Raw genomic sequence first — 20,600 nt, forward strand, 5'->3', positions numbered from 1 at the left:
GCGCAGACGGTTGCCGCTCTGGGCCGGCCACCAGATAGGGGAGGGGTCCAGCTGCAGGCGGGAGGCGATCTCGTCCAGCAGGGCCATGGGGTCCTGGGCCTCGCGGTCCAGCTTGTTGATGAAGGTGATGATCGGGATGTCGCGCAGGCGGCAGACCTCGAACAGCTTCAGGGTCTGGGGCTCGATACCCTTGGCCGCGTCCAGCACCATGATGGCGCAGTCCGCCGCGGTCAGGGTGCGGTAGGTGTCTTCCGAGAAGTCCTCGTGGCCCGGGGTGTCGAGCAGGTTGAACATCTTGTCTTCGTGCTCGAACGTCATCACCGACGCCGAGACCGAGATGCCGCGCTCCTTCTCGATCTTCATCCAGTCCGAGCGCGTGCGCCGGTTCTCGCCGCGCGCCCGCACCGCGCCCGCCGCGCGAATGGCGCCGCCGGCCAGCAGGATGTGCTCGGTCAGGGTGGTCTTGCCCGCGTCAGGGTGCGCGATGATGGCGAAGGTGCGCCGCCGCGCAGCTTCTTCAGGCAGTGTTCGTTTCGACATGGCCGCGCCGATAGCGCGGACAGGGGGCGCTGTCACGTCGGGTGACAACTGGAGGCCCGTTCATAGCCGTCCAAAACCCGCTTCGTGGTGGCAGGACGGCTATTCGAGTCCGGCGTCGTCCATCGCCTCGAAATCCGCGTCGTCCCAGTGGGACGCGTCCGCGTCGTCTCCATTCAGTCCCGCCTCGGCCCGGGCGATCAGCGTTCGCACGAAGTCTGCGTTCTGGGGGTTGTGCGGATCGTTGGCCAGGGGCTGCAACAGGGCGATGGCCTCAGCGTTGCGGTCGTGGGCCATCAGCGCCTGGGCCAGACCGAAGCGGGCGTGCCCTAGCTGCGGCGCGATCGTGTACGCCAGTTCCCAGGCCAGCAGATCGTTCTCGTTGGGATATCCGGGCTCGCCGATCCGGTTCTGGGCGATCAGGAGGAAAGTGAAGTAATTCGCGCCATCGGCGTCATAGGCCCGTTGCAGGAAGGCTCGCATCTGCTGCATGGCGACGTCGTAGCCCTCCGGATGGTCTGACGCCTCGTTCATGCGGGCCAGAGCCATAAGCTGCAAGGCTTCGACGTTGTCCGGCTGCTGCTGCAACAAGGCCTCCAGAACCGTTTCCCCCTGCCGGGGGTCCCCGAACATGATTTCGGCCCGCCCGAGCACCAGTTGCGCGAAGGGATCTCCGGCGTGACGGGGGGCGAGGGCGCGGATTTGGCTGACCAGGGCATCCTGATCATCCCCCTGCGCGATCTTGAGCTGTTGATTGATGAGTAGCAGATCGTTGGCCGACCGCGGCAGGCGTTCGATGGTGACAGGGACCGTCGGGAAGGGATGGCTCACCCGGGAGTAGGGAATGCGGCCTCGCATATAGGCGCGCAGGGTGTCACGGAGCGCGGTCGGGGTGAGGCCCGTGTGCTGCTCCAGGGCCTCCACCGGATCACCGCCTGAGCCCACATCCGCCAGATACCGCTGCATCGCCGCGCGCCGCTCAACGTCGCTCATGAACCAGTGGGTCAGAAGCCACGCCAGCGGATAATAGGTCTCATTGAACCGGTCGCCACGGGCGTTCCGGGACCGCCCGGCCAGCAAGTCCTCCATCTGCATCCACTGACCGTTCTGGAGCCAGGCCACCCGGTTTTCGTTGTAGAGGCCGACCTCGACGCGCCCGGCTTCGATGGTCGAGGCCGCATAATACTCGGCGAACCCCTCCACGAACCACGCGGGGTAGGGGAAGTTGAAGTTCTGGAACATGAAGTGGTGGGCGTATTCGTGCAGCAGGGTGGAATCGTCATTCCGCGATCGCGTGGCCACCGCGAAGATGTCCTGCTCGGCGGGCACATACACCCCGCTCTGGTTCTGAATCGCATCGGGCAGCACCCGGATCAGCTCCCGCTGATGGCCGATCAGATAGATGGGCAGTTTGCGCGGCGGGGCTTCGTCCATGGACAGGCCCATGAACAGCCGCAGCACCCTGTCGAATGTCTCCAGCTTCTGGGCGTAGGCTCTCAGGGTGCGTTCATCGCCGTCGCTGTAGATGACGAAGCGCTCGCTTTCAGCACGCAGCCAGTCCGCCCGCGCCGGCGATGCGGTCAGCAGCATCAGCGCCACCGCCGCCATGGCGATCCGCGCCAGAGTCATTCCCGACATGCTCATCCCCCGTTTCCGGTGGGTATCTAGCGGTTGCATGATGCGGGAGTCGAGATGCGTGGCGCGGTGGATACCCCCTCGCGGAACAGGGCTATTTGCGCTATGTTACATTTCTGTAAGGCGAGACGGCAGGGCCATGCAGCCCTCCGCCGCTGAAGGAGGAGACGAAATGACCATGACCCCGCAATCGCGCGAGGACGCCCCCCCCGCATTCCACAAGCCGGGCGAACTACACCCCGGCCTCTACCTTGTCATCGGGTTCGCCCTGCTGCTGGGCGTGGCCTTCGGGGTGAATGCGCTGTTCCGCGTGATCCTGTAATCAGGCCGCCAGACGGCCCCAGACCGCCTTGTCCGCCGCGACGGCGTCCAGGGCGCCCTTGGCCGCGCGGGCGTGAAGCTGGCGCATGACCGGGGCGGGCAGGGCGCAGAAGCGCGGCTCCACCAGTTCGGGCGCGCAGCTTTTCTCCGGCGCGGCGAACATGGCCGCGTTCAGTTCCGGCGCCCGGTCGGCGATCAGCCAGGCCAGACGCACCGCGCGCTCGGGATCGTTGTGATGCAGCATCGGATCCTCGGCGAACAGCTCGCACGCCAGCTCGATCACATAGTCCAGATCCAGCCGGTCGAACCGGCGCGCGTCGGCCGCCGTGACCGGGCAGGCCGCGTCGAGGTCGAACACCACATCGTTCAGCAGAAAGAGCACCGCACCATCACCATCTGTGTCAGGCGCATTCTTCGCCCGTTGATGGTGAGATTAGCCGGGCGCGCTTTCAGCCCGGTTCACGAACGCGGTTAAGGATTTACGACCGCTCGCCCTGCACCGTCTCGGTGATGAAATGGCGGCCCTGGCGGTCCTCGATCTCCACCACCCACAGATCCGGATCGTAGCCCACCTGTCTTTGTATATAGGCGTCCAGCTCGCTTTCCTGGTCGCTGGAGACCGGCTGGATCCACAGGCGCTCGCCGTCCGGGCCGAAGGCTTCGGTGTAGATCCGCGCCTTGCGTTCGGATGAGTCATACGCCTTGACGATGACGCTCCCGGCCCGCGCGTCGCCCTTGCGCACCACCGTGGCGAAGGCTCCGGACAGTTCGGCGCGGCGGATCAGGGCGCCGACCCACACGTCGCTGGCGATAAGCAATTCGCTAACCCTGAAAGGAAACGGGACCGGAAGGGGTATGGCCTAGTCTGGGCCCATGTTCAAAGGCCTGACAGAACGTCTGGCGACAGGTCTGGCGGTTGCGGCTCTCTGTGGGGGGGCGGCGCACGCCGGCGCCGACCGCCTCTATTACGAGCGCAGCCTGATGCTGGCCGCCGACGCCCGCTGCGGGCTGTTCGAGCCCCAGGTGCGCGCGGCGCTGGACGTCTCGGCGCACCAGGCGCGGGGCGCGGCGCTGCGGGCCGGGGCGACCAGCGACGAACTGGCCAACACCGGCGCGCGCGCCGTTTTGCGGGCGCGTACGGCGGACTGCGCGTCCGACGATCTGACCACCGCCGCGGCGCGCGTGCGCGACGGCTTCGCGGGCTGGCGCCGCACCGCGCGCATGACCTTCCCCGGCGAGCGTCAGGACTGGAGTGCGGACCGCACCCGCTACGGCCGCGACGCCTGGCGCCTGTCCCAGACGGGGCGGTTCCGATCGGCGCCGGTGACCTTCGGCCGGGTGACGGACGCGGGCGGCGAAGAGGGTCTGGCGGCGGTGGTGTCCTTCCCGGGACGTCCGCGTCCCTACGGCGCCCGCATCGTCCTTCGCGACCCCGATCGGGCGCACCGGCCCTGGATCATTCAGGCCAGCGTGGGGCTGCTGCCGCCGGCTAACACGCGTCGCGCCTTCTGGGCCGCGTCCCACGAGGCCGCGCCCGGGATCCTGCTGCCGGAAGGCCGCCGCCAGGGCGAAATCTGGCGCTTCCCGGAGGCGGCGGGCGACGCCATCGCCGGACTGGACCCGCGCGAGCGGTTCACGGTGGAGTTCCTGTTCCGCGACGACAGCGTCATGCGGGTGCATTTCGAGGCCGGAGACTTCGCCGCCGCCCGCGCTTTCCTGTCGCTCGGCCCGCTCTAGAGCCTGATCGGCCTAGAGCAGCGGGTCGGCCCGGGTGATGGGCCGCGCCACCACGGCGGCGGCGTCCGTCTCCAGAATCGGGCGCTCCACCAGAATGGGATGCTGCACCATGGCGTGCAGGATCAGATCGTCCGGCGTGTCCTCGGGCAGCAGGCCCATGTCCTGGGCCAGGGTCTCGCGGCGGCGCAGGATGTCGCGCGGGCGCGCCCCGCCCATCTTGGCCAGCAAGGCCGTCAACTGATCCTCGGTCCAGCCCGCCTTCAGGTACTCGACCACCGTCGGCTCGACGCCTCGCTCTGCCAGGGCGGCCAGCAGCTTGCGCGACGTGCCGCATTTCGGATTGTGGAAGACGGTGACGCTCATGTGGCGTGTCCTTCTGTCGGGACGGGTTCGATGACGCGGGCGCCCAGCGCCAGGCCGGCCCCGGCGATCAGGGCGACGGCGGCCAGAACGGCCAGAATCTCCAGCCCCCGCCGCGAGGTGGGCGCCAGCGGCCGGGCCAGCATGGCGGCCATCAGGGCGATCAGGGCCAGGACGCCCGGCAGGTCCATGCCCACCCCCAGGAAGGTCCAGTGTCCCAGGGCGAACAGCCAGCCGCCCATCACCGCCGTCACGATCACGGCGGGCCAGAGGGATATGTGCCGCTCCAGCCGGGGGTCAATCAATCCGCCGAGGGCGGCGGCGAAGGCGGCCCCCAGCACCGGCCAGGCGATCAGGAAGGCGGCGGTGGGCGCCAGCACCTGAACAACCACGCCCAGCACCAGCATCAGGGCGATCAGCCCGGCCCAGGCCGAGAAGCGCGCCGCCTTCATCCAGCCGCTGTAGAGCGCGCCAGCGACCGCGATCAGGCCGAGGACGAGGATGACCCAGCTGAATTCATACAAGGTCAGGGCGGTGATCATGGACAGCAACAGGGCCGCCGCCACCAGCCGGCGGCGCCCCTGCGCCGAGCCGAACAGGATCAGCGCCGCCGCCAGCAGGCTCAGCACCACCCCCGCCTCCAGCCAGGGCAGGCGGCGCAGCATGGCGTAGTACAGTTCCGGCGATCCGGCGCGGCTCATGGACGGCCCGGCGAGGCCGCGCATGGCGGTGGCCAGCACCACGCCGGAGATGGCCAGCCACAGGCCGCCCAGGGCGCCCAGCCCCATGCCGGCGAAGGTGACGGCGCCGACCTTGCGTCCGCGCCACACCGCAACGATCAGCAGCCCGCCCGCGCCCGCCAGCACCAGCCAGCCGACCCAGGGCGCATACTGGATGAAGAAGAGGCCCAGCAGGTCCGAGTAGACTGCGTTGCGCGTGACCATGGGAAGGGCGTCGGCGCGGATGAAATGATCGGCGGCCTCCAGCGCCTTTTCGCCGATATGCTGGACGCTGCCCTGGTCGAGGGCCTCGGGGGTGGAGGCGGGGTCGTGATACTGATGCGCCCGCCCGATGAAGGCCAGATTGACCCCGGCGATGCCGCGCTCGCGCGCCAGGGTGTAGTCGGTGCCGTTGGGCATGTTCTCGTAGACCAGCACCGCCAGGGAGTTGCTGTTGGCGCCGCCTTCGACCCGGTCCATGGCGCGGGTGAAGGCCCGCACGGTCTGGGCGTTGCCGGGTCCGGTCTCGAACATGGAGGCCCGCCCGCCGCCGCCGCGCGCCTCCAGATTCACCACCATGCCGACCCGCTGGGCCAGCGGGTGCTCGTCCAGGAACAGGCGCATGCCGTCCAGGCCAAGCTCTTCGGCGTCGGTGAACAGGACGATCAGGTCCCGCTCCGCCGGACCGCGCGCCTGGATGGCCCGCACGGCCTCAAGGATGGCGGCGACTCCGGTGGAGTCGTCGGCCGCGCCGGGCGAGTCCCACACCGTGTCATGGTGGGCCATCAGCAGCACTGCCGGGCCGTCCCGGTCCCGCCCCGGCAGGACGCCGATCAGATTGACGATCTGGCGGGTGGCGGCCTCCGTGTCGCCCCAGCGTTCAAGCCGCGTCGCCGACCGTTCGGACAGGGCGCCGGTCTGCTCGGACGGATCAAGGCCCAGTCCGGCCATGCGGTCGGTCAGCCAGGCGCGGACGCGCGCGTTCTCCTGCGAGCCGGTCGGGTGCGGTCTCTGGGCGATCTCGCGCACATCGACCATGGCCCGCGCGGCCGAGAAGGCGGTGTCGGGCGCGTCCGCGGGCGCCGGGTCGGGCGTATGCGAGGCCGCCACCGCCACCGCCAGCGCCAGTCCAAGCGCCGCGACCAGCAGCACGATGCGATTCATGAAAGCCCCGGGTGTCATGGGGCCATTAGTAGGCGCCCGAACGGCGGGCGTCGAGCGGGGAGGATCAGGCCGCGCGTCTCAGGGCGGCCGGCGACTTGACGAAGACGCCGGGGCGGCCGGGCACGGGGCGGAAGGAGTCGGGCCGCTCGCCCGCCGTTTCGTCCAGACCCAGGAACAAGCAGCCGTCGTCGGCGAGGGCCTGCTCCAGCACGTCAAGGGCGCGGGCGCGGCGCTCGGGCGCCATGTCGCCCAGCACATAGCGGCAGAAGATCACGTCGAACCGTCCGCCCGGCGGCGGCTCGTCCAGCAGGTTGGCGCGCGAAAAGGCGACGGCGGACCGAAGGCGCGGCTTGGCCTCCCACATGTCCTCGCTCTGGTCGAACCAGTCCAGCAGCCGGCGGGCCGACAGGCCGCGCTGCACCTCGAACTGGGTGAAGATGCCGGTCCGCGCCTTCTCCAGCGCACGCTGGGACAGATCAGTGGCGACGATCTCCACATTGGTCTGATCCTCCAGCGCCGGCATGGCCAGGGAATAGGCTTCCTGTCCCGCCGCGCAGCCGGCCGACCACACCCGCACCCGGCCTTGCGGCCGCACGCCGGCGATGGCGGGCAGAACCTCGCGGGCGAAGGTGGTGAAGGGCGCCCGATCGCGGCGGAACCAAGTCTCCGGATTCAGCACGGCCTCCATGGCGCTCCAGGCCAGGGCGGCGGGCGGCTCGGCGCGCACGGCGTCCATCAGGGCGTCGACGCCGGCGTAGCCCTCGCGTCGGGCCACCGGGGCCAGCCGGTGTTCAGCCAGATGCGCCCGGTCCGCGTTCAGCAGGTAGCCTGTGCGGCTGACCAGCAGGGATTGCAGATGGTGCAGGTTCTCGGGCGTCATGAGGGTCAGACCACCCCCGCCTCGGCCAGCTTGGATTCCAGGATCTCGCCGTCGAAGGGCTTCATGACATATTCGTCGGCGCCGGCGTCCAGGGCTTCCTTGATGCGGTCCACCTCGGTCTCGATGGTGCAGAACAGCACCTTGGGCTGGTCGCCGCCCGGCTGGCCTCGCAGGCGGCGCAGGAAGGTCAGGCCGTCCATCACCGGCATGTTCCAGTCCAGCAGGATCACTTCCGGCATGGCCGTGGCGCAATAGGCCAGCGCCTCGGCGCCGTCGCCCGCCTCGTCCACCTCGAATCCCAGCTCCTCGACGATGCGGCGCGCCACCTTGCGGATGATGCGGCTGTCATCGACGATCAGACAGGTTCTGGCCTCGACAGGGGGGTGCACGGTGTGAAATCCGGACGCTTCGGGCGCAGAACCGCGCCCTTACGTCTTATCGTCCTTTGCGGTTAACGAGCTGTTGGCGGACACCCTTAAGCGGCGTTCAGCACGATCTCACACCGGCATGCGCGCGGTCAGGGTGACCCGATCCTCGCCCACGGTGAAGGCCAGGGCGCCGCCATGGTCATTCACCGTGCGCCACAGCCAGTAGGACTGGATCCACTGCCCGGCCAGACCCTCGGTGAGGCGTTCGCCGGCCAGACCCGTGGCCGCCTCGGGCTTGAGCCGGGCGCGGGGGCCGTCGGCCTCGCCGCGCAGGGTCAGCCAGCCGTTGTCCGCGCGCGCGGTCACGGCGGCGACGCCGCCGCCGGGCAGGGCGGCGCCGGTCAGCTGCACCAGATTCAGGAAGGCCCTCGCCTGGGGCTTGGAGAATTCCTGTGGATCGACACGCCAGTCCAGCGACGCCCGCGCCCCCTTGAACACGCTTTCGGCCAGGGGCTTCAGATCGTCGGACCGGAACCGTTCGGCGGTTGTGGCGGCGCCGTAGGCCACGCGGGCGAAATTGATCAGGGCGATCAGCTTCTCCGAACTGGCCTCGATCAGGCCCATGGCTTCCTCGCGCATGTCCTGTGCGGAGGGGTCCTTGATCAGATCCAGACCGGAGGCGATGGCGCCCGCCGGGCTGATGAAGTCATGGCAGAGCTTTCCGGTCAGGAAGGTGGCCAGGTCGGCCCCGTCCATCATGGCGTCAGAGTCGGTGGTCATCGTGTCCCGCAGCCCACATTTGTCAAAGCCGCGACAAGCTGCCCTGATTTGCCGGTTCTTCAAACGCCCGGCATGGTCTAAGGACCGCCCCCTGATGACTGCCCTTCCCCCATCCCTGAGCCGCGACCTGGAATCAGGCCGCCTGACCGAACAGCTGGCCGAGATCGCCGAAGAGGCCTCCGCCCTGATCCTGCCCTACTGGCGCGCCGGCGCCGCCGTCACCACCAAGGCTGACGACAGCCCGGTGACCGAGGCCGACCAGAAGGCCGAAGGCCTGATCGTCGAGCGGCTGACCGCACTCTACGCCGGCGTCCAGACCGTGGCCGAGGAGGCCTGCGCCGCGGACGGAACGCCCGACGCCGAGAACGCCTTCTTCCTGATCGACCCGCTGGACGGCACCAAGGCCTTCGTGGGCGAGCGCGAGGCGTTCACAGTCAACATCGCCCTGGCCCACGGCGAGCGTGTGCTGGCGGGCGTCATCTCGGCCCCGGCCATGGCCCAGACCTGGCGTACGGGTGGAAGCGGCGACAAGGCCGGCGCCTTCACCCGCCGGTTCGGCGAGACGGCCTGGCGTCAGGTGCGGGTGCGCCAGAAACCCGACCGCGGCTTCGCCCTCATCAGCCATTCCCTGGGCGAGGACGAGGCGGAGCGCATCGCCGCCCGCTTCGGCTGCGCCGAATGGCAGGCGCTGGATTCGTCGGTGAAATTCTGCCTGATCGCCGAGGGACGCTATGACGTCTATCCGCGCACCGGCCCCACCTGCGAGTGGGACACCGGCGCGGGCCAGGCGATCCTGGAGGCCGCCGGCGGCCGGGTCATCACCCTGGACCAGGGCCAGCCCCTGTCCTACGCCAAGCCGAACTACCTCAACCCCGGCTTCGTGGCCCTGGGCGGGTAGCCTTCCTGGACTGTGCGCAAGGCGGGCGAGGGGAACTGATCCCCAGTCGGGCCCCCCAAAAGCAGAAAGGCCCGCCGGATCGCTCCGGCGGGCGTTTCATTGTTCGGTGATCGAGGCGATCAGGCCGCGTTGGCCGTGGCGTTCTCGTGCGGGTCGCGCAGCACATAGCCCCGGCCCCAGACGGTCTCGATGTAGTGCTTGCCGCCGGCGGCCGTGGCCAGCTTCTTGCGCAGCTTGCAGATGAAGACGTCGATGATCTTCAGCTCGGGCTCGTCCATGCCGCCGTACAGGTGGTTCAGGAACATTTCCTTGGTCAGGGTCGTGCCCTTGCGGAGCGAGAGCAGCTCCAGCATCTGGTATTCCTTGCCGGTCAGGTGGACCCGGTGGCCGTCCACCTCCACCGTCTTGGCGTCCAGGTTCACCGCGATCTCGCCGGTGGTGATGATGGCCTGGGCGTGACCCTTGGAGCGACGCACAACAGCGTGGACGCGCCACCAGCTCGTCCTTGTGGAACGGCTTGGTCAGATAGTCGTCGGCGCCGCCGCCGAAGGTCTTGACCTTGGTCTCCACCTCGGTGGAGCCCGACAGGATCATGACGGGGGTGTTGATCTTGCCCACGCGCAACTGGCGAAGGACCTCGAGGCCGTTCATGTCGGGCAGGTTCAGGTCGAGAAGAATGAGGTCGTAATCGTAGATCTTGCCCAGATCGACGCCTTCCTCACCCAGATCCGTCGTATAGACGTTGAAACCTTCCGACTTGAGCATCAGTTCGATGCTCTGCGCGGTCGCGCTGTCGTCTTCAATCAGCAGAACACGCATTGATGCCCCTCCAGGCGAACCTTGACCATAAGGCCGCTCGCACCGGAGCGGGTAACCTTTCCGACCAGTTAAGGCCGCAAAAACCTTAAGAACGGTTAATGCCGAATCGATAGTCTGATTTGCGAATCGGCGTCCAGTGGAACGAGTCAACGATTCGATATTTCTTTGCCCGTCCCTGTCGCCACGGGTCCGTTGGCCGGGGCCGCGATTGCGCAGACGTACGCACTGCTCCGCTGTTAATCCCGCATTTCCGCCTCGCCAATGCCGCACTCCTTAACGGGATGCGTCCGGGAATGACGCACAAAATAGGAATATAATCCTCACTGCTTGCGGGCGGGTCCAGCATGGCGTCGCGCCGCTGGGGCGCAGGAACCGGAGTGAGGACTATGGAAGACCATGACGAAACACTGGAGCAGAGAGTGGAGCGGGTCCGCGCCGACCGCGCCCGCGCCCTTCTGGCCATGCAGGCGGTGGCCAGCGTGACGGGGGTGTCCGCCGCCGCCATGCAGTCGCGCCGCCGGGTGAACGACGAGGTGCGCCGCGCCCGCGCCCTGGCCTGGTATCTCAGCCACACGGAATACGGCTGGCCGCTCTACAGGGTGGGGGCCGCCTTCGACCGCGACCGCACCACCGTGGCCAAGGCGTGCCGTCAGGTGGAGGACAGGCGCGACGACCCCGCCCTGGACGGCCTGCTGGAGCGGGTCGGGCGCGGGCTGGCCGAGATCGCCGGCGTGGCGGAGGCGGCATGAGCGAGCGCCTGCGCACCCTGCTGGCCCGCCCCGGCGCCTGGATCGAGGCGGCCCCTGAGCCTGGCCGCTATCGATTGCGGCTAAGCCACGATCGCCGCCGTCGCCCGGCCCTGACCCTGGACGAGGCGGCGTTCCGCGAGCTGGCGCGCGAGCCCGGTCTTGCGGTGCGCGAGGGCGGCGGCTGGAAAGCGCGGGCGGGCGCCATCCCGCCACGCTCGCCCGATGGCGGGCGTCCCGGCTTCATGGCGGGGACCCGGTCCGTGACGAGTCCGGACGGGACGGTGAAGGCCCGCGCCGTCAATCTGGGGGAGTCGCCCATCCTGTGGCTGGCGCGGCGCAAGGATCCCAGCGGCCGGCCCTGGCTGTCGCCGGCCGAGGTGGCGGCGGGCGAGACGCTGCGCACCGACGCCGAACTGGCCAGCCTGGGCCCGTCCCTGACCATGCGCTGGGACGCCCTGCCGCGCGGCGGAGCCGGGCAAGGGACGCCCTCGGGGCCGGGCGAGCGCGCCCTTGCAGCCCGGAGACGGGTTCAGGCCGCCCTGGACGCCGCCGCGCCCGGGCGCCGCGCCATGCTGGAGCGGATCTGCATCCACGGCTCGTCATTGCAACTGGCCGAACAGGGCCTGGGCCTGCGGCGCCGCCAGGGCAAGACGGTGCTGAAACAGGCCCTGACGGATCTGGCGCGCCACTACGGGATCGGATGACGTGGCCCTGACGTTCAAGGCCCATCGTGGTTCGGCCATGCCTCTGTGATTGTTGTTGTCGCAGCACGCTGATATGGCCGGTCACTCCGCAATCGAGGCGCCTGCACCATTCTCAGCTTCCTGATCCCCCTGGGCGTCATCCTCCTCATGGTCGCGGCGAATGCGCTCTATGTGGCGGCGGAGTTCGCCACCGTGGGCGCGCGCAAGTCGCGGGTGCAGGAAAGCGCCGAGGCGGGCAGCCGCCCCGCGGGCAAGCTGCTCGGCATCCTGCGCGATCCGGCGAAGCTGGATGACTATGTGGCGGGCTGCCAGGTGGGCATCACCATCAGCAGTCTTGTGGCCGGCGCCTATGGCCAGGCCCAGCTGACCCCCTTGCTGGCTCCGCTTCTGGGCGCCGTGGGCGGACAGGTGACGGCGATCGTCGTCGTCCTGCTGGCCGTCACCATGGTCCAGGTGGTGCTGGGCGAACTGCTGCCCAAGACCATCGCCCTGCGCTATCCCGAGCGGCTGTCCATGGCCACCCTGGCGCCCATGCGCGTCAGCCTGCTGCTGTTCCGGCCGCTGATCTTCATCTTCAACGGGACCGCCTTCGCCATCATGCGGCTGTTCCGGCTCAGCGCCGACCACAGCCATACCCATGTCCACTCTCCCGACGAACTGGAGGGCCTGTTCAAGGCCAGCGCCGCCGGGGGCCTGATCGACGCGGACGAGCGGGACATGCTGTCCGGCGCGCTCAGCGTCCACGGGCGGCTGGTGCGCGAGATCATGACCCCGCGCACCCGCATGGTGCGGGTCAACGCGAGGGAGACGGTCGAAGAGGCGCTGAAGCGGGTCGCCGAGACGCCCTATTCGCGCTTTCCCGTCACCGGCGACACCACCGACGACGTGGTGGGCATCATCCACTTGCGGACCCTGTTCGCCGCCTTTGAAAAGACGCCCGACGCCCTGGTGGGCTCCATCAAGCGCGACCCCCTGATCGTCGCCGACGTGATGAGCGTGCCCAGCCTGTGGCAGACCCTGCGCGAGCGCGGCCGGCGCAGCGCCATGGTCATCAATGAGTACGGCAGCTTCACCGGTCTCGTGACCCTCGAGGACGCGCTGGAGGAGGTCTTCGGCGAGGTTCAGGACGAGTTCGACAACGAGGACGAACTGTTCGTGACGGACGGCCCGGACCTGAGCGTGCGCGGCGACGTCCGCCTGACCATGCTGGCCGATCGCCACGGCGTCATCCTGCCCGAGGACCGGGCCGACACCATCAGCGGCCTGGTCTGGCACGAGCTCGGCCGCCTGCCCGTGGTCGGCGATCTGGTGGTGGTGGAGGACTCATCCGTCAGGCTGGTGGTGGAGGCCATGGAGGGCCACGCGGTGCGGCGCGTCCGCATCCAGCGCGGACCGGAGGTCGAGGGATGACCGACGTCCTGCTTCCCATCGCCGCCATCCTGGCTCTCGTGCTCGTCAACGGCGTCTTCGTCGCGGCGGAGTTCGGTCTCGTGGGGGCCCGGCGCAGCCGTTTCGAGATCCTGGCGCAGAACGACAATCGCGCGGCCCGGTGGCTGCTGCGGATTTTCGACCGCGAGGCCGGAAAGGACTCCTACATCGCCATCGCCCAGCTGGGCATCACCCTGGCCAGCATCGGCCTGGGCATGTACGGCGAGCCCGCCGTGGCCCGCTGGCTCTACGGCCCGCTGGAAGGTCTCGGTCTCAGCTACGGTCAGTCCCACGCCGTGGGCTTCGTCATCGCCCTGAGCGGGATCACCTTCCTGCACGTGGTGTTCGGGGAGATGATCCCCAAGGCCCTGGCGCTGCAGTCGCCCGAGAAGGTCAGCATCGCCCTCAATCCGGTGATGCGCCTGTTCGCGATCCTGTTCCGGCCCATGGTCATGCTGTTGAACAGGATCGCCTTCGGCCTGATGCGCCTGCTGGGCATTCCCGACCCCGGCAAGGGCGCCATGCTCTACAGCTATCAGGAGCTGGAGATCGCCACGGAAGAGATGATGTCCGGCGGGCAGATGAACGCCGCCCAGGCCCGGCTGATCGAGAACATCTTCGAGATGGAGGACCGCACGGCCCAGGAGCTGATGACCTCGCGGGCCCGCATGGTCGCCATTCCCCTGTCCGCCGGCCCCGACGAGGTCGCGGCCATCATCACCGCCCACACCCTGGCCCGCTACCCGGTGTACGGCGCCTCTCTGGACGAGGTGGTGGGGGTGCTGCACGTCAAGGACTTCATCCGCGCCCGGGTGGCCCACGCCGACATCGACCTCAGGGCCCTGGTGCGCCCCGCCCCGCGCGTGGCCTCGGGCATGTCCGCCTACGACCTGATGGCCCTGTTCAAGAAGCAGCGGGTGCACGCCGCCCTGGTGGTCGACGAGTTCGGCGGCGCCCTGGGCTTCGTCACCATGGATGATCTGGTCGCCGATCTCATCGATGACGAGGGGGCGGCGCCGGACTGGGTCACGGTCCTGCCTGACGGCGCCATGCTGCTGGACGGCGAGGTCACCCTGGCCGAACTGGAGGAGGACCACGACCTCGACGTGGCCCATCCCGAGGTCTCCACGGTCGCCGGCCTGTTTCTGGCCAGGAACGGGGTGCTGCCCAAGCGCGGAGACGTCCTGAACTTCAAGGGCGTCCGCTTCATCGCCGAGGATGTGCGCGGCCTGAAGATCCTCCGGGTCCGCGTCGAACGCCCGCCCGCGAAGCGCTAACCCGCCGCGTCATCGACCGGCGCCAATTGCACTAATTGCACCAACTGCACCGTGCAACGGCGACGTGCTCAGGCCCCGGCGGCCGCTTCCTGACGGATTCGCCCGATCATGGCGTTCAGGCCGTTGGCGCGCTGCATGGTCAGGGCCTGGGGCAGGCCCAGCCGGTCCATGGCGGCGCGGGCGTCGAAGGCCAGGATCTGGTCGGGCTCGCGGCCGGAATACAGGCGCAGCAGCAGGGCGATGTTGCCCTTTGACAGGTGACTGTCCGAATCCGCCAGGAAGAACAGCCGCCTCCCGTCGCGGATCACATGCAGCCACACCTGGGCCGCGCAGCCGGGCACCTTGTTGGCCTCCACCCGCGCGTGGTCAGGCAGGGGCGCCAGGCCCTTGCCCAGTTCGATGACGTATTCGATACGCGGCTCCCAGTCGCCCAGCAGGTCGAACTCCTCGGCCAGTTCGGCCAGGGTCTCGTCGATGCTCTGCTCGGGCGGGGTCAGGACGGCGTCGGTCATGGGGCGCAGATAGACGCCCCGGCGGTCCCCCACAACCATCCCCGTCCCCAGGCCGGCGCCGGTGATCCACCGGAATCTGGTCGCCTGTGGCGCGAGCGATCTCGCCCCCCTCCGCGCGGACCCCTAGTCTGGTCTGTCGCGCCGCATGCCGCGCTGACTCGAAATCGCAACGGACCCCGCCGCGCTTGACCTCTCCCCCCGCCTCTTCGCCCGAGCCTGACGCCGGCGCCGCCGTGACCGGGGCGCCGCCGCCGCTGGCCATGTGGCATGCGGGCTGGGCCACCGCCTGCGCCGTGCTGGCGCTGGGCGGGCGGTTGGTGGGCGCGGGGGTCGAGGGCCCCGCCGCCCTTGCCCTGATGGCCATGGTGACGCCGGGACTTGGCGGGCTGCTGCTGCTGCGTCGCGACGGCTTTCGCCCGCGTCTGGCCCTGCTGACCGGCTGGAGCGCGGCGGCCATCCTGGCGGCGGTGCTCAGCGGCGGGTTGAACGGCCCGCTGGCGGCCTTCGTCTTCATGCCCATGATCGCGGGCCTGGCCCTGGGCGGGGTGCGGCTGGCCCAGATGGGGACGCTGGGGACGGGACTGGCGGCCGCGGGCGGTCTGGCCGCCGCCCTGATCGGCGCCCCCGCCGTCGACAACGCTGTGCTTGCGGCCCTGACCGGGGTGATGAGCGCCCTGGCCGCCGCCCTGGCTCTGAGGCTGTCGTTCCATGCCCGGCAGACGCGGCTGGACCGGGCCGAGGCGGCCATGGCCCGCAGCGAAGCCATCCTGACCGGCCAGCCGGGGCTGACGCTGGTGCTGTCGCCGTCCGGCCGGGTGATGGCCGCCTACGGCGCGCCGCCGCCTGGCGTGACCGTCGAAATCCTGTTTGATCAGGGTCTGATCGCCGCTGTCCATGGCCCCGACCGGCCCGCCGTGCTGTCGGGACTGGACAAGGCCCTGAACGGACTGGACGCCCAGGCCCGCTTCGCGCCGCGCGAGGCGCTGGACCGTCGGGTCATGCTGGCGCTCAAGCGGCTGGCGGACGGTCGGGTGATCGGCCAGATGCACGACGCCACGGCCCAGTATGCGCGCGAGGCCGCCCTGGACGCCGCCCGGGGCGAGGCCGAGGCCCGCGACAAGGGCAAGACCCGCTTCCTGGCCTCCATGAGCCACGAACTGCGCACGCCTCTGAACGCCGTGGTCGGCTTCTCGGACATCATGCGCCAGGCACTGTTCGGGCCGCTGCCCCCGAAATACGCGGACTACGCCATCTCCATCCATGAGGCTGGCGGGCACCTGCTGGCCGTCATCAACGACGTGCTGGACGTGTCCAAGATCGAGGCGGACCGCTACGAGCTGGCGCTGGAGCGGTTCGATGCCCGCGACGCCGTGTCGGAGGCCGTGGCCATGGTCCGCCTGAACGCCGACGAAAAGGGCGTGATCCTCAACAGCGTCCTTCCGCCCGAGGCCCTGACGGTCATGGCCGACCGCCGCGCCCTGAAGCAGATCACCCTGAACCTGCTGGCCAATGCGGTGAAGTTCACCCCGGCCGGAGGCTCGGTGACCCTGACCGCCGACGGGGTCGGGCCCTATCTGGAGATCGTGGTCGCGGACACCGGCGTGGGCATCGCCGCCGAGGATCTGGGCCGGCTGGGCCGTCCTTTCGAACAGGCGGGCGACGCGGGTCAGAAGAAGATGGGCACCGGCCTGGGCCTGGCCCTGGTGCGCTCCCTGACCGAACTGCACGGCGGCCGCCTGATGGTGGACAGCACCCTTGGCGAGGGCTCGGCCTTCACCGTGCGCATGCCGGTGGCGGAGCTGACGCCGCCCGTCACGAGCGAACCGGTCCGCTGAACGGAAAACGCCCGCCCCGGCGACCGGAGCGGGCGTTTCAGATCCTGACAGGCAGGACGTCTTACTTGGCGCGCGGACGGCGGGCGGGTTTGCGGCCGCCCTGGCCCAGGCCCATCTGCTTGGCCAGTTCCGAACGGGCCTTGGCGTAGTTGGGGGCGACCATGGGATAGTCCTTGGGCAGGCCCCACTTGGCCCGATACTCTTCCGGGCTCATGTCGTACTTGGTGCGCAGGTGGCGCTTCAGCGACTTGAACTTGCGGCCGTCCTCCAGACAGATCAGGAAGTCCGGGGTGATGGACTTGCGCACCGAAACCGCCGGCTCCTGCGGCTCCGGCTCGGGCTGGGCGCCGCCCGCCTTCACAACCACCAAGGCGGCATGGACGCTCTGGATGACGCCCGGCAGGGCCTCGGCGTCGACATTGTTGTTGCTGACATAGGCCGAAACGATGTCGGCGGTCATTTCGAGAAGTTCAGACGTTTCGTCCATGATCACGCTTCCGGAGTTCTGTTGACTTTACGGGTCAGAAGCGGAACGCCGCTCCCCATGGAAGTGGGCAATAAAGTTGTTTCGACGGTTTATCAACAGGAACGCGGAAGGAAACGACTCTAACCGTCTCTCTGATCTTTAGAGAGGCAGATCAGTTCATCGTCCGAAGTTTTCAGCCAGGGCCAGCATGGCGGCGCGTTCGGGGGCCGAGTATTCGTCCAGCGCCTCTTCGTCGCCTTCCCGGATCGCCTGCATCAACTGCGGCGTCAGGGCCGAGGACAGAGACCAGTTCCAGTAGCGCAGCACCGTCTGGGCCCGGTCCACGGCGAACATGTCATAGGTGATCATCACCCGCTCCCAGACCGGGTGGAAGTTTCCGTCCGGCATGGTCTCCGGCCGGCGCATGGAGCGCCACAGGCCCTGAAGATTGGTCTTTGACAGGCCTGTGGCCTTGCACAGTATGGCCAAGGGCTCGCCGCCCTCGTCGCCGAGAATCTTGGCCCCGGTCAGGGGCTTGATGCCCGACAGATAGGAGATCTCGGCGGCCAGTTCGCGGTTCAGTCCGCCGGAGGCGGCGACGGCCACGGCGTGTTCGAGGCTGTCGTAGGGGCTCTTCTCGATGGCGGCCCGGTTTCTCTGGCGCCGCTCGATGAACTGCAGGGCCTTGCGCGAGACCGGGTCCTGCCACCCCTCGGCGGCGGCCATGGCGAAGATGTCCTCCACCACCTCCTGCATGACCTCGCGCGAGACGGCGAAGCGCTGAAGGATGGTGCGCCGCTCGTCCGGCCCGCACCACCAGAACATCACATAGGCGCCCGACGGCCGCATCTCGGGGCGGCGCAGAAGATGTTCGCACAATTGGGGATGGGTGCGGCTGAGGCTGACCATGGCCTCGATGCCCGGCTGGGACAGGCGGGCGGTGGTGTTGCGCAGCACCGCCTCGATCACCGCCGGTTCGTGGTGGGCCAGCAGGGCGTCGGTCACCACCTCGGACAGGTTGCGGCGGGCGGCCAGCAGGAAGCGGTGCTCCATGCCGGCTTCGGCGGCGCAGGCGATCAGATCTGAGTCCGACAGGGCGGCGCACTGTTCGATCAGAACGCCCGCGATCTCGGGCTCGTCGCGCAGCAGCAGGCGCGCCAGACTGTCGGGAACTTCGCCCAGGGGCGCCAGACGCACGGCGACCCGGCGGCGCTCCTCGGGCGCGGCCAGGCGCAGCATCTCCACCAGAAGGTCGCCGACCACGGAGCGCTCGAAGGCGTTCACCCGGCTGGCGGGCAAAGACACCACATCGGCCAGGCGCTTCAGCAGCGCATGGCGTGCGCGCGGCCCCGGCGAGGGCGCGCCGTCGGCGGATGTGGCCGCTGGCTCGGACATGTCGGCGGGAGCCTAGGCCCGAAGCGGTTAATCAGGGGTGATGAAACCCGCCCTACAGCCCCTCGAACAGCGCCGTGGACAGATAACGCTCGGCGAAGCTGGGGATGATGGCGACAATGGTCTTGCCGGCGTTCTCGTCCAGGGCCCCCTGGCGGAAGGCGGCGGTCAGGGCGGCGCCCGACGAGATGCCCACCGGCAGGCCCTCCACGCGGGCGGCGCGCCGCGCCATGTCAAAGGCGTCCTCGTTGGAGACCTGTTCCACGCCGTCGATCATCGATTGGTCGACGATGGAGGGAATGAAGCCCGCGCCGATGCCCTGGATCTTGTGCGGGCCGGGCGCGCCGCCGGACAGCACCGGCGAGGCGGTGGGCTCCACCGCAATCATGCGCACCGAGGGTTTGCGTTCCTTCAGCACCTGTCCCACGCCGGTGATGGTGCCGCCGGTGCCGACGCCCGCGATGACGATGTCCACGGCCCCGGCCGTGTCGTTCCAGATTTCCTCGGCCGTGGTGGCGCGGTGGATGGCGGGGTTGGCCAGGTTGTCGAACTGCTGCGGCTGCACCGCGCCGGGGGTGGCGGCCAGCAGCTCATTGGCCGTGGCGATGGCGCCCTTCATGCCCTTCTCGGCCGGGGTCAGCACCAGTTCAGCGCCCAGCAGGGCCAGCATCTTGCGGCGCTCGATGGACATGCTCTCGGGCATCACCAGGATCAGCTTGTAACCCTTGGCGGCGGCGACAAAAGCCAGGGCGATGCCGGTGTTGCCGCTGGTGGGTTCGATGATCACGTCGCCGGGCTTCAGCTTTCCAGCCTGCTCCAGCGCCTCGATCATGGCCACCCCGATGCGGTCCTTGACCGAGGCGATGGGGTTGAAGAACTCCAGCTTGGCCAGGACGGTGGCCTTGGGGTTCAGCTCCGCCGACAGGCGCGGCAGCCGGATCAGCGGGGTGTCGCCGATGGTGTCGACGATGGAGTCATAGACCTTGCCCCGTCCGGTCTTGGCGTGCCGCGAGGCGTCGTAAGGGGTGTCGGTCATGGAAAGGCTCCTGTCTGTCGTCCTGGCTTAGGGGATAGATAGGCCTTCTCGCGCCGGGGCAAAGCCAGAAATGCTCACGCCCCCGCCGAGCGCGCCTGAAGGGCGGGCCCGATGACCTCGATCCTGTCGGTGTCGACGCCGCCTCTCCAGCCGTCCGGGACGTGATCGATCGACACCGGATCATTCAGGCCGCCCAGGCTTCCGGTGTTGAAATCCGGCTCGCCGCCGATCCACACCTCGCTGTTGGCCGACTGCATGCGCTGCAGAAACCGGTCCGGCCATCCCCACAGGACCGCCCCCCATCCGCCCGGCACGAAAATCACCATGTCGGCGCATGAGTCGGGAACCCGCCCCGTCCAGCCGATGAGCATGTAGTCCCTCACGCAGGCTTTCAGCATGGTCTTGCTCAGGATGCGGGCGTCCGGTCGAAGCCGGCGCAGCCGCGTCATGGGCCGATCCCCGCCATAGAAGGTCAGACGCTCCGGCGCCCTGTCGGCGCGCGCCTCGAGATAGGCGTGCAGCAGGTCGGCCTCGGCCGGATCGTTCGACTTGACGTTGATCATGAACCGGCGCCCGGGAAACGCGTCCAGCATTTCATTCAGGGTGGGCATGAGTCCGACGCCCTGGCCGCGCAAGGGGAAGGTCGCTCCGCCGTCCGCCGTATATCCATAGCCCACGTCGAGGCGCTTCAGATCGGCCATGCTCTGTTCCCTCGTGACGCCCGTCCCCTCTGTCCGGCAGTCCAGCGTCCAGTCATGGAACACCGCGAACTCGCCATCGGTGGTCGGATGCACATCGATCTCCACCACGTCGGCGCCCAGTCGGAACGCCTCAGCCGTCGAAGGCCGGGTGTTCTCGATGAAGCCGTGCGTGGGGGTGTGGATGCGCGTCGCCGTGCAGGCGTCGCGGGTCAGCCCCTCGCGCCCATAGGTGTGGTGGACGCCCCGATGGGCCATGATCTGAAGCTCGCCCGAGGGATCGGC

General features: G+C 68.9%; 22 protein-coding genes and 1 pseudogene. 8 read left to right on the forward strand and 15 right to left on the reverse strand.

Annotation, left to right across the window (positions count from 1 at the left end):
- Positions 1 to 540, reverse strand: a 540-nt coding sequence (locus C0461_RS08395; protein WP_292105717.1) for a GTP-binding protein, incomplete at its 3' end; no start/stop codon positions are given.
- A 99-nt stretch (positions 541 to 639) separates the two neighbouring features.
- Entirely contained in the window at positions 640 to 2,181 is a 1,542-nt protein-coding gene (locus C0461_RS08400) for a tetratricopeptide repeat protein (protein WP_292105718.1), read from the reverse strand.
- 163 nt (positions 2,182 to 2,344) lie between these two features.
- On the opposite strand from C0461_RS08400, the gene C0461_RS08405 reads away from it, so the two are divergent.
- A complete protein-coding gene (locus tag C0461_RS08405; RefSeq protein ID WP_292105719.1) occupies positions 2,345 to 2,494 on the forward strand; it encodes a hypothetical protein in 150 nt (49 codons plus the stop codon).
- Here the strand turns inward: C0461_RS08405 and C0461_RS08410 are convergent, their stop codons facing one another.
- Positions 2,495 to 2,875, reverse strand: coding sequence for a hypothetical protein (locus tag C0461_RS08410; RefSeq protein WP_292105720.1), 381 nt, complete (start codon positions 2,873 to 2,875; stop codon positions 2,495 to 2,497).
- Between the two features lie 97 nt (positions 2,876 to 2,972).
- Positions 2,973 to 3,311: a DUF1491 family protein gene (locus C0461_RS08415; protein ID WP_292105722.1), complete on the reverse strand. Its 339-nt coding sequence runs from the start codon at positions 3,309 to 3,311 to the stop codon at positions 2,973 to 2,975.
- A gap of 55 nt (positions 3,312 to 3,366) precedes the next feature.
- Between C0461_RS08415 and C0461_RS08420 the strand changes: the two genes are divergently transcribed.
- A complete protein-coding gene (locus C0461_RS08420; RefSeq protein WP_292105724.1) occupies positions 3,367 to 4,230 on the forward strand; it encodes a hypothetical protein in 864 nt (287 codons plus the stop codon).
- 12 nt (positions 4,231 to 4,242) lie between these two features.
- On the opposite strand, the gene arsC is transcribed toward C0461_RS08420, so the two are convergent.
- The 5 genes from arsC to chpT all read right to left on the reverse strand — a co-directional run bounded on the left by arsC (position 4,243) and on the right by chpT (position 8,501).
- The gene (gene arsC, locus C0461_RS08425; protein ID WP_292105726.1) at positions 4,243 to 4,593 is read right to left on the reverse strand and encodes an arsenate reductase (glutaredoxin); all 351 of its coding nucleotides are present in this window, start codon (positions 4,591 to 4,593) and stop codon (positions 4,243 to 4,245) included.
- Positions 4,590 to 6,473 carry a M20/M25/M40 family metallo-hydrolase gene (locus C0461_RS08430; RefSeq protein WP_292105727.1) on the reverse strand — a complete coding sequence of 628 codons (1,884 nt, stop codon included), beginning with the start codon at positions 6,471 to 6,473 and terminating at the stop codon, positions 4,590 to 4,592. Before C0461_RS08430 ends, arsC begins: the two co-directional genes overlap by 4 nt.
- Positions 6,474 to 6,537: 64 nt before the next feature.
- Positions 6,538 to 7,353 carry a protein-glutamate O-methyltransferase CheR gene (locus tag C0461_RS08435; protein ID WP_292105728.1) on the reverse strand — a complete coding sequence of 272 codons (816 nt, stop codon included), beginning with the start codon at positions 7,351 to 7,353 and terminating at the stop codon, positions 6,538 to 6,540.
- A 5-nt stretch (positions 7,354 to 7,358) separates the two neighbouring features.
- Positions 7,359 to 7,742, reverse strand: a complete 384-nt coding sequence (locus C0461_RS08440) for a response regulator (protein WP_292105730.1) — start codon at positions 7,740 to 7,742, stop codon at positions 7,359 to 7,361.
- A 108-nt stretch (positions 7,743 to 7,850) separates the two neighbouring features.
- Positions 7,851 to 8,501, reverse strand: a complete 651-nt coding sequence (chpT, locus tag C0461_RS08445; RefSeq protein ID WP_292105732.1) for a histidine phosphotransferase ChpT — start codon at positions 8,499 to 8,501, stop codon at positions 7,851 to 7,853.
- 94 nt (positions 8,502 to 8,595) lie between these two features.
- Here chpT and C0461_RS08450 point away from each other — a divergent pair, with 94 nt between their 5' ends.
- Positions 8,596 to 9,399 (forward strand): inositol monophosphatase family protein, encoded by an 804-nt coding sequence (locus tag C0461_RS08450; RefSeq protein ID WP_292105734.1) that lies wholly within the window; start codon positions 8,596 to 8,598, stop codon positions 9,397 to 9,399.
- Between the two features lie 119 nt (positions 9,400 to 9,518).
- On the opposite strand, the pseudogene ctrA reads toward C0461_RS08450, so the two are convergent.
- Positions 9,519 to 10,218: pseudogene (gene ctrA / locus C0461_RS08455) on the reverse strand (response regulator transcription factor CtrA).
- A 386-nt stretch (positions 10,219 to 10,604) separates the two neighbouring features.
- Between ctrA and C0461_RS08460 the strand changes: the two are divergent.
- The 4 genes from C0461_RS08460 (at position 10,605) to C0461_RS08475 (ending at position 14,376) form a co-directional block, all read left to right on the forward strand.
- Entirely contained in the window at positions 10,605 to 10,967 is a 363-nt protein-coding gene (locus C0461_RS08460) for a helix-turn-helix domain-containing protein (protein WP_292105735.1), read from the forward strand.
- Positions 10,964 to 11,671 (forward strand): DUF6456 domain-containing protein, encoded by a 708-nt coding sequence (locus C0461_RS08465; protein WP_292105737.1) that lies wholly within the window; start codon positions 10,964 to 10,966, stop codon positions 11,669 to 11,671. The genes C0461_RS08460 and C0461_RS08465 overlap by 4 nt, the downstream gene beginning before the upstream one ends.
- Before the next feature lie 147 nt (positions 11,672 to 11,818).
- Positions 11,819 to 13,081: a hemolysin family protein gene (locus tag C0461_RS08470; RefSeq protein ID WP_292105739.1), complete on the forward strand. Its 1,263-nt coding sequence runs from the start codon at positions 11,819 to 11,821 to the stop codon at positions 13,079 to 13,081.
- Positions 13,078 to 14,376, forward strand: a complete 1,299-nt coding sequence (locus tag C0461_RS08475; RefSeq protein ID WP_292105740.1) for a hemolysin family protein — start codon at positions 13,078 to 13,080, stop codon at positions 14,374 to 14,376. The genes C0461_RS08470 and C0461_RS08475 overlap by 4 nt, the downstream gene beginning before the upstream one ends.
- 68 nt (positions 14,377 to 14,444) lie before the next feature.
- On the opposite strand, the gene C0461_RS08480 is transcribed toward C0461_RS08475, so the two are convergent.
- Complete coding sequence (locus C0461_RS08480) at positions 14,445 to 14,888, reverse strand: SufE family protein (RefSeq protein WP_292105749.1); 444 nt, start codon at positions 14,886 to 14,888, stop codon at positions 14,445 to 14,447.
- A 185-nt stretch (positions 14,889 to 15,073) separates the two neighbouring features.
- Between C0461_RS08480 and C0461_RS08485 the strand changes: the two genes are divergently transcribed.
- Entirely contained in the window at positions 15,074 to 16,723 is a 1,650-nt protein-coding gene (locus C0461_RS08485; RefSeq protein ID WP_292105742.1) for a HAMP domain-containing sensor histidine kinase, read from the forward strand.
- A gap of 61 nt (positions 16,724 to 16,784) precedes the next feature.
- Here C0461_RS08485 and C0461_RS08490 read toward each other — a convergent pair whose 3' ends face one another.
- The 4 genes from C0461_RS08490 to C0461_RS08505 all read right to left on the reverse strand — a co-directional run.
- Positions 16,785 to 17,210 carry a MucR family transcriptional regulator gene (locus tag C0461_RS08490; protein ID WP_292105743.1) on the reverse strand — a complete coding sequence of 142 codons (426 nt, stop codon included), beginning with the start codon at positions 17,208 to 17,210 and terminating at the stop codon, positions 16,785 to 16,787.
- Between the two features lie 156 nt (positions 17,211 to 17,366).
- Positions 17,367 to 18,584 carry a DUF2336 domain-containing protein gene (locus C0461_RS08495; RefSeq protein ID WP_292105745.1) on the reverse strand — a complete coding sequence of 406 codons (1,218 nt, stop codon included), beginning with the start codon at positions 18,582 to 18,584 and terminating at the stop codon, positions 17,367 to 17,369.
- A 52-nt stretch (positions 18,585 to 18,636) separates the two neighbouring features.
- Positions 18,637 to 19,617 (reverse strand): cysteine synthase A, encoded by a 981-nt coding sequence (cysK, locus tag C0461_RS08500; protein WP_292105746.1) that lies wholly within the window; start codon positions 19,615 to 19,617, stop codon positions 18,637 to 18,639.
- 74 nt (positions 19,618 to 19,691) lie between these two features.
- On the reverse strand, positions 19,692 to 20,600 hold a 909-nt coding region (locus C0461_RS08505), incomplete at its 5' end, for a glycerophosphodiester phosphodiesterase family protein (protein ID WP_292105747.1).

It is taken from the genome of Brevundimonas sp., assembly GCF_013823285.1.
GTDB lineage: Bacteria > Pseudomonadota > Alphaproteobacteria > Caulobacterales > Caulobacteraceae > Brevundimonas.

What these genes read in the sequence shown, in the direction of transcription:
- chpT (WP_292105732.1), bottom strand. Translation starts at nt 8,501, where the DNA reads ATGACCACCGACTCTGACGCCATGATGGACGGGGCCGACCTGGCCACC.
- C0461_RS08450 (WP_292105734.1), top strand. Translation starts at nt 8,596, where the DNA reads ATGACTGCCCTTCCCCCATCCCTGAGCCGCGACCTGGAATCAGGCCGC.
- C0461_RS08495 (WP_292105745.1), bottom strand. Translation starts at nt 18,584, where the DNA reads ATGTCCGAGCCAGCGGCCACATCCGCCGACGGCGCGCCCTCGCCGGGG.
- C0461_RS08490 (WP_292105743.1), bottom strand. Translation starts at nt 17,210, where the DNA reads ATGGACGAAACGTCTGAACTTCTCGAAATGACCGCCGACATCGTTTCG.
- C0461_RS08475 (WP_292105740.1), top strand. Translation starts at nt 13,078, where the DNA reads ATGACCGACGTCCTGCTTCCCATCGCCGCCATCCTGGCTCTCGTGCTC.
- C0461_RS08435 (WP_292105728.1), bottom strand. Translation starts at nt 7,353, where the DNA reads ATGACGCCCGAGAACCTGCACCATCTGCAATCCCTGCTGGTCAGCCGC.
- cysK (WP_292105746.1), bottom strand. Translation starts at nt 19,617, where the DNA reads ATGACCGACACCCCTTACGACGCCTCGCGGCACGCCAAGACCGGACGG.
- C0461_RS08400 (WP_292105718.1), bottom strand. Translation starts at nt 2,181, where the DNA reads ATGAGCATGTCGGGAATGACTCTGGCGCGGATCGCCATGGCGGCGGTG.
- C0461_RS08470 (WP_292105739.1), top strand. Translation starts at nt 11,819, where the DNA reads ATGGTCGCGGCGAATGCGCTCTATGTGGCGGCGGAGTTCGCCACCGTG.
- C0461_RS08420 (WP_292105724.1), top strand. Translation starts at nt 3,367, where the DNA reads ATGTTCAAAGGCCTGACAGAACGTCTGGCGACAGGTCTGGCGGTTGCG.
- C0461_RS08405 (WP_292105719.1), top strand. Translation starts at nt 2,345, where the DNA reads ATGACCATGACCCCGCAATCGCGCGAGGACGCCCCCCCCGCATTCCAC.
- C0461_RS08465 (WP_292105737.1), top strand. Translation starts at nt 10,964, where the DNA reads ATGAGCGAGCGCCTGCGCACCCTGCTGGCCCGCCCCGGCGCCTGGATC.
- C0461_RS08460 (WP_292105735.1), top strand. Translation starts at nt 10,605, where the DNA reads ATGGAAGACCATGACGAAACACTGGAGCAGAGAGTGGAGCGGGTCCGC.
- C0461_RS08480 (WP_292105749.1), bottom strand. Translation starts at nt 14,888, where the DNA reads ATGACCGACGCCGTCCTGACCCCGCCCGAGCAGAGCATCGACGAGACC.
- arsC (WP_292105726.1), bottom strand. Translation starts at nt 4,593, where the DNA reads ATGAGCGTCACCGTCTTCCACAATCCGAAATGCGGCACGTCGCGCAAG.
- C0461_RS08430 (WP_292105727.1), bottom strand. Translation starts at nt 6,473, where the DNA reads ATGAATCGCATCGTGCTGCTGGTCGCGGCGCTTGGACTGGCGCTGGCG.